Source organism: Paraburkholderia sp. (genome assembly GCF_026225065.1).
In the GTDB taxonomy this organism is placed as follows: Bacteria; Pseudomonadota; Gammaproteobacteria; order Burkholderiales; family Burkholderiaceae; genus Paraburkholderia.
Genome location: NZ_JAMFSB010000003.1, coordinates 1 through 5,824, shown reverse-complemented (window position 1 = coordinate 5,824; position 5,824 = coordinate 1). Strand labels below are relative to the sequence as shown.

Genomic DNA, 5,824 nt, shown 5'->3' with positions numbered 1-5,824 from the left:
TGCGCCGCATCGAGCCGGCGTTCTGAATGGGCGAAGTCGTTGTCGCGCGCCGCTTCTTTGTCGGCGGCGGACCCGCAGCCCGTCAAGGCGAGTGCAAGGAGAGCGACGGCAATGGTCGTTTTCACTGGTTGGATGTCCCGAGTCGAAGTCGACGAAGATTATAGACAAGTACGGGACCCGGCCGCAGTTTTTGAGGATGCCTCAGGGCACATGTTCCTGGAGCCGCGCGAGCAGGCCCGGCAACTCGCTCAAGCTGGAAATACCGTGCTCGATGTTGAGGTCAGTCTGCGCGGACGATTGAATCACCGCCCACGGTCCGCGGCGCAGGAAGACGCCTATCATCCCAGCACGTATGGCGGGAATGACATCGTTATCCAACCGGTCGCCGACATAGGCGATTTCCTGCGGCGCCATACCTTCGGCCGCCTCGATGATTTTGTCGAAAAACGCGGGTGACGGTTTCTCGACGCCCCACGTTTGCGACGATGCAACGATGTCAGCAGGCACGCCGAGCGAAGCTAGTGCGTCTTCGATGGCAGCCGGCTGATTCCCCGCAATGCCCACTCTCACCCCGCGAGCCTTCAGCTCGCTTAGACAAGGCACGGCGTCGGGATACAAATCCTTCGCCTGAAGTGCGTAGGCTCTCCCCTCCGCCTGCCGCCGCGCTTTCAGCGCGGCGAAATCGCAGCCCGGACGAATCAGCTGAAACACCTCTCGATGATGCTGTCCGCGGTTGATCACGGCACCCAAGGCGGCGAACAATGTCAGACGGGTGACGCCCAGGTAGTCGGCCCACTCGCCCCAATCGCGGGTCTCGTCGATCAAGGTCTCGCCGACATCGAAAAAGACTGCTTTGAGTGCCATGGGTATGTCTGTGTTGGGGGAATGAGGCTGATATGGTGGTGGATTCAGCGCCCGCTGTCGAGCGGATGCAAGCCGTCCACGATTGATCGTTGTCGGGTTGCGGCAATGCGGGCATGGGCGTCACGTGGGCCTCGCCGGCGTTTCACCTACGGCTTACCTGCGCAAAACTCACGGCAATTGAGCCACGTGAAGTAACTCCACGCGGTTCGAAAACGGCCGCGTCACGATCCGCACGACCCAAAGGCGCGTAAAGATCCGGCCGACGCGCCCTTAGCCATTGCTGCCCTGCGCTCGTGGCAATCAGGTCTGGATCGACGCTGGCCGCGACGATGACGCCCTCCGCGGAGGCGTCGTCAACGCGGGTGCTCTCGGCCAGAATGCCGCCGCATGGATCGACGATCATCCCGGCTCCGGGCGCTCCTTCGTTGCTACGGAGATCAAGCCCATCGCTGAAGACGGCGAAGATGCCATTGTCCGCTGCCCGCGCGGGTAGCCAGGCATGTACCCAATCCTCCGCATCGCGCCGTGCCCGCACGCCTGCCAGACCTGCCATACCTGCGCGGCCATCAGCAACCGCGGAACCTGCGGCCCGCGAGGCCCCTGGTGTCAGCGGTGTCCCCGGAGCCCCCGCCTTCGCCTCGCGATTCCGCCATTGTTCCGCCGACACCGGCTGCAGAACGCGCCCACCTCCGCGCTGCGCTGAGTAGCTCCGATGTGGCGCGACGAGTAGCGTGGCACCCATCAGTGCCGTCATACGCACGTTCTCGACCAGATAAGCATCCCCACCAATCAGGACTCCGACGCGAACACCCCACGCCGTATCGAAGACGGTGAAACGGTCACCGCTGACAATGCGCCGATGTTCGAATGCATGTAGCTTGCGGTGACAATGACGTACGCCACCGGGCAGGCACACCGCATAACTATTGAACAAACGGCCATCCAGCGAGCGCTCGATGAAACCCACGCCAGCAGCCACCCCCGTGCGCTCGACGGCATCTGCCACAGCGCCCATCATGGGCCCGTCGAGCGGTTCGGCGAGCGCTTCGAGTTCATCGCGATGCAACTTCGCGAGGCTGCCATAGCCCACAAGACAGGCCTCAGGAAACACGGCGAGGCCGATCTCGTCGCGAGCCGCCAGCGCAAGCCACCCCGCGATCCGCGCGACGTTCTGCGCAGGCTCTCCGCGACGGGATCGCAATGGGATGGAAGCAACGCGCAGCGTGGGAATAGACGACGATGACATCTCACGACCTGAAGGACGGAACAACTCCATTGGACCGCCGGGCATTCGATAAGTAAAATGAATATTCCGATACGTTCGATTACTTCATGGAATGGAACTGAAACTGCTGCGCGCCTTTCTCACCGTGGCCGAACTGCGCCACTTCGGCCACGCCGCGGAGGTCCTGTGCGTGAGCCAGCCGGCGCTTAGCAAACAGATCGTCGCGCTGGAAGAAAGCCTTGGCGCGCGGCTGTTCGAGCGCGGCCGGCACGGCGCAGAACTCACCACCTTCGGCGCCGGATTTCTACCTGACGCTCAGTCGCTCGTGCGCGATGCCGACGAAATTTACAGCCGGGCGCGCGAGTCGAGCAGCGGCACGCGCGGCTACTTGCGAGTCGGCCTCGGACTCTCGACCCTGACACTCGCACCGCAACTGATTGCGGAATTCCGCGGGCAATGTCCGAAGGTGAGCGTCACCTTGAACGATCTCTCGTCCGCAGAGCAAGGCAGGCGGCTGCTCGCCGGCAAGCTCGACGTCGGCTTCCTGCGCTTGCCGGCAGACAGCGGCCTCGACGCCTTTGCGGTGCTGGACGAAGCGCTCGCGCTAGCGGTGCCGCAACACGCGCGCTGGAAACGCATCCCAGCCAATCTCGAGGAATTGAATGAACAGGGGTTTATTGGCCTTGCGCGCGGCCGCGGCCCGGGGCTCGCCGCGCAGATTGACCGCTGGTGCAGCGAGCATGGCTTCGTGCCGCGCGTGACCCAGCAGGCCGACGACATCCAGACGGTTCTTGCGGCCGTCGCGGCGGGAGTCGGAGCGGCCTTTCTACCCTCACGCACGCAATACCTGCTGCGCGACGCGCGCGTGCTGCCGCTACGTGGTGCGGCGGCGCAATGGCAGGTCGGCCTCGCGTGGCAGGCGGAGCGAGACGACCCGGTGATGACGCGCTTCGTTGAATTCGTGCGCGCGACCGTGAAGTACCGGGCTTGAAGCAGCGAAGCACGGTGGGACCGCGCACACTGCGCATGAGCGAAGCTATCCTTCCGGACGCGCTATCGCAGCATCGCTGGCTTGCTCGTCTTCACCCGCTGCGCAGCACTGCGGCGAGCCTTGAGCTTCTTGAACCAGATAACAAGGCCGGTCGCGCTCAGCAGTGCCACCATCACGCCCATGAAGCTGACCAGAATGCGGCCCGGTAGCCCAAGGATGCGACCTGAATGCAGTGGGAACTGCGCCTGCATGAAGATATCGCCAGCGGTTCCACGACCCGGCACTGAGCCTCCGACTTTCTGTCCAGTCCTCGCGTCCCAGTAGAGCCAGGCATTGCCGAGACTGCCATCCGCATAATCACCGCCGGGTTTGAAATATCCCACTCCGTACAGGTTGAGCGAGGCAATCTCAAACGTCGCACCGGGTTCGGCATTCAACTTCATCCGGTGTCCGGCAGCGCTCGCGAGTTCGACAATACGTTCGCGGCTCAAGGGCGTGGCGCTAGCCGGATGCGGTGCGAGCAACTCTGAATTACTTTCCGGTCCGGGGGTCAGCGTGGAAAAAAGCGACACCACCGGACGCATGACGGGCCGTTCGAGGTTCATCGAAATCGACGTCACCGCAATTACGCCCAGCAGGCCCCACACCCACACGCCACCGGAGCGATGCAAGTCGAACACCAGCGGATAGCCGCCGCGGCGCACGCGAAATGCAAGCGACTTACGCCATGTCCTGAAGCTCGGAAACGCCAGCACCAACGCAATTACACTGTCGAACAGCCAGACAATGGCGACAATCCCCAGCAGCCAGACGCCAATGGCAATCCCGCCACCGGTGATGGGTAAATAAAGTGTGTAGTGGAACTGATAAAGGAACGGCATCAGGTTGAGCCGCTTTAGCGACAACGCACCCCAGTCGCGACGGCCCTGGATGATCCCCGTAGCGGGATCCACCGCAATCTGATTGAAACCCAGCGGATAAGGCTGCCTGGTCGCAGGATCAGGCCGGCCCTCGACACGCATCAGCAGCGTTCGGCCCGGCACCAAGCCCAGCGGCAGATAGGTCACGTGCAGGCGAAGGTCGGTGGCTTCGACACGATTCGCAAGTTCAAGCGACGACAAGGCAGGCGCCGAGGATCGCGCGTAGAAGAACCCCGGGTTCAACGCCGCATCGAGTTCCTGGTTCCACGCGATGATGGCGCCTGTGAGACCGGAGACGAACAGGAACAGCGCTGTGCCGATGCCGAACCAGCGGTGCAGGCGAACAAGTATCGGTCTCATAGGCGTAACGTCGGATGCATGCGGGCGCCTTGCTGCCATGGCGCGGGCGTCACCATGCCCACGCGCTGCAAAACGCCGGCCACCGCATTTAGAACTGCATCGTGGCGCTGGCCACGGCGGTGCGCGTCGGCGACGGCGCAACGTAATAGCCCCACGCCGTGGTCCAGTAGCGGCGGTTAAGCAGGTTGTTGATCCCCGCGCGGAACGTCACGTCCTTGCCGTCGATCCGCGTTTCGTACTTGCCGCTCACGTCGTACGTGACGTATGACGGCACGAACTGCGTATTGGCTGCGTCGACGGCCATGTTGCCGACGTACTTGCCCCCGAAAGCGAGCGTGAGCGGGCGCAGATACGACGGGTTGTATTCGATCCGGCCCGTCGCCGTGAAGCGCGGCGCGCCGTAGACGCGCTTGCCTTCGATACTCGGGTCGTCGATATCGACCGCCTTGGCGTCGAGCCACATCACGCCGCCGAGCACGCGCCATTCGTTGGTGAGCGCGAGCCAGCCGCTCGCGTCGACGCCGGTGTAGCGTTTCATGCCGTCCTGTACGTAGACGTTCTCGCTGTTGGTGTAGTCGTAGCCTTGATCGACACGGAACAGCGCCACGTCGGCGCCCCACTTCTTGTGATCCGTCTTGAAGCCGACTTCATACTGCTTGCTACGCAGCGGACCGTAGGTGGCGGGATAATTGACGTTGGTGTTCGACGACGAACCGCCCTGCTCCAGCGACTCGACATAGCTCGCATAAATTGTGGAGTACGGATCAGTTTTGAACATCAGCGCAACGGTCGGCGTGACCGGATTGGCGCTGTATTGCGATGACACCGCACTGCTTGGATCGTAGACGTTCTCGCGGAACTGCGTATAGCGCAAGCCGAGCAGCGCGGAGAAGCGCGAGGTGAACTGCACGGTGTCGCTTGCATACAGCGCGGCCTGGGTCGTGCGCGACTGCCGGTAAAGATCTCCGCCAATCCCGACCTCGGCATTCGTCAGCAAGCTGCTGCTATACAGATTGCCCGTGCCGAGGCTATAGCCTTCGTTCCAACCTGTGCTGTTGCTGTACTCGCTCGTCTGCGACTGGAAACCCGCGCCGATGACAACATCGTGCCTGATGCTGCCGGTATTGAACTGGCCTTGCACCATCGCGTCGACGTTCTGGTAGAAGTAGCGCGTCATCGCGGCATACAGCGTATTCGAATAGTCGCCGGCGGCATCGGTCACGTACAACAGGCTATCTGAGTTGGTGCGGTTCTCCTTGGCGAAACGGTACTTCAGGCTCGCGTGCCAGTTCTCGGAGAGACGATAGTCGAGGCCCGTGCCAAACGAGGCCATCTCTGTCTCGTAGTAGTTCTGCGGCTGCGTGAGGTCGTGCGTGATCGTGCTGGCATCGGGAATGCCGAGCCCCGAGCCGAACATCAGGCCGAATAGCGTGCCGTTGGTTTTGCGCTTCTGATAGAACGCGT

At 62.6% G+C, this 5,824-nt stretch carries 5 protein-coding genes; 1 reads left to right on the top strand and 4 read right to left on the bottom strand.

Annotation, left to right across the window (positions count from 1 at the left end; translation table 11 throughout):
• Nucleotides 1–201: 201 nt before the first annotated feature.
• Complete coding sequence (locus M0954_RS00080) at nt 202–864, bottom strand: HAD family hydrolase (protein WP_367279469.1); 663 nt, start codon at nt 862–864, stop codon at nt 202–204.
• Nucleotides 865–1,006: 142 nt separating this feature from the next.
• Nucleotides 1,007–2,110: a nitrilase-related carbon-nitrogen hydrolase gene (locus M0954_RS00075; protein ID WP_297350946.1), complete on the bottom strand. Its 1,104-nt coding sequence runs from the start codon at nt 2,108–2,110 to the stop codon at nt 1,007–1,009.
• 91 nt (nt 2,111–2,201) lie between these two features.
• Here M0954_RS00075 and M0954_RS00070 point away from each other — a divergent pair, with 91 nt between their 5' ends.
• Nucleotides 2,202–3,080, top strand: a complete 879-nt coding sequence (locus M0954_RS00070) for a LysR substrate-binding domain-containing protein (protein WP_297350944.1) — start codon at nt 2,202–2,204, stop codon at nt 3,078–3,080.
• Nucleotides 3,081–3,142: 62 nt separating this feature from the next.
• Here M0954_RS00070 and M0954_RS00065 read toward each other — a convergent pair whose 3' ends face one another.
• Entirely contained in the window at nt 3,143–4,360 is a 1,218-nt protein-coding gene (locus tag M0954_RS00065; protein ID WP_297350942.1) for a PepSY domain-containing protein, read from the bottom strand.
• Between the two features lie 88 nt (nt 4,361–4,448).
• On the bottom strand, nt 4,449–5,824 hold a 1,376-nt coding region (locus M0954_RS00060; RefSeq protein ID WP_297350940.1), incomplete at its 5' end, for a TonB-dependent siderophore receptor.

Coding starts and splice junctions, on each gene's coding strand:
- M0954_RS00080 (WP_367279469.1), bottom strand. CDS start 864: ATGGCACTCAAAGCAGTCTTTTTCGATGTCGGCGAGACCTTGATCGAC.
- M0954_RS00075 (WP_297350946.1), bottom strand. CDS start 2,110: ATGTCATCGTCGTCTATTCCCACGCTGCGCGTTGCTTCCATCCCATTG.
- M0954_RS00070 (WP_297350944.1), top strand. CDS start 2,202: ATGGAACTGAAACTGCTGCGCGCCTTTCTCACCGTGGCCGAACTGCGC.
- M0954_RS00065 (WP_297350942.1), bottom strand. CDS start 4,360: ATGAGACCGATACTTGTTCGCCTGCACCGCTGGTTCGGCATCGGCACA.